We start from the raw sequence: 665 nt of genomic DNA on the forward strand, positions 1-665 counted from the left end.
CATCATAAGCTCTATTCACAACTTGAGTGCCAAGGTTAATTAAAGAGCGTCGGATAAACAGATCATAAATGACGCTCCCATAATCTTTAGTATTAATGATTGTGACTGCCTCTGTAGCTAAACGCACCACGTAATTATATACAGTGATGTCACCAATTTTCTCATCATTTTCAACAAAGGGCTTAATAGTAATGGGATCTGCAACTTTTCCATTTTGAATAATTTGTGAAATGATATCAAAAAGCTTTTGATGCAACGGTTCAAAAAAGTGCTCTGCTTTTAAAAAATCAGAAACGCTATCAAGAGCATTATTATTGATAATGATAGCACCCAGCAAAGCTTGTTCTGCTTCAATATTATGGGGAAATTGACGAAAAGAAGATTGTTCTTCTGTTTGAAAAGAAGGTAATTTAACAGCGCTCATTTTATTCATTATGATTTAAATTGATTTGATAAATGATAATTATAAATCACTGAATCTACAGTGTGAATCCCATTTTTATTTTACTTAACAGCTTGCATTTTGATACGTTTTGTGCAATAAAGAGATGTTCTTTTATATTTCGGTTATTTCTTTTAATCGTTTATTTAGATCGCTAGCTGTTTTGATAATAAAAGCCGTGTCTTAAAGGACGCGGCTTTTTTGCTATAAAGCAGCCCCCCGC

General features: G+C 32.9%; 1 protein-coding gene. It reads right to left on the minus strand.

Annotated elements, in window-relative coordinates:
- Positions 1-433: DnaB-like helicase N-terminal domain-containing protein (locus ACFIJP_RS09495; protein WP_375627175.1), on the minus strand; the 433-nt coding region annotated here is incomplete at its 3' end.
- Positions 434-665 lie beyond the last annotated feature (232 nt).

The sequence above is a fragment of the Bartonella sp. MU37NMGALS genome (assembly GCF_042194015.1).
Classification (GTDB): domain Bacteria; phylum Pseudomonadota; class Alphaproteobacteria; order Rhizobiales; family Rhizobiaceae; genus Bartonella; species Bartonella grahamii.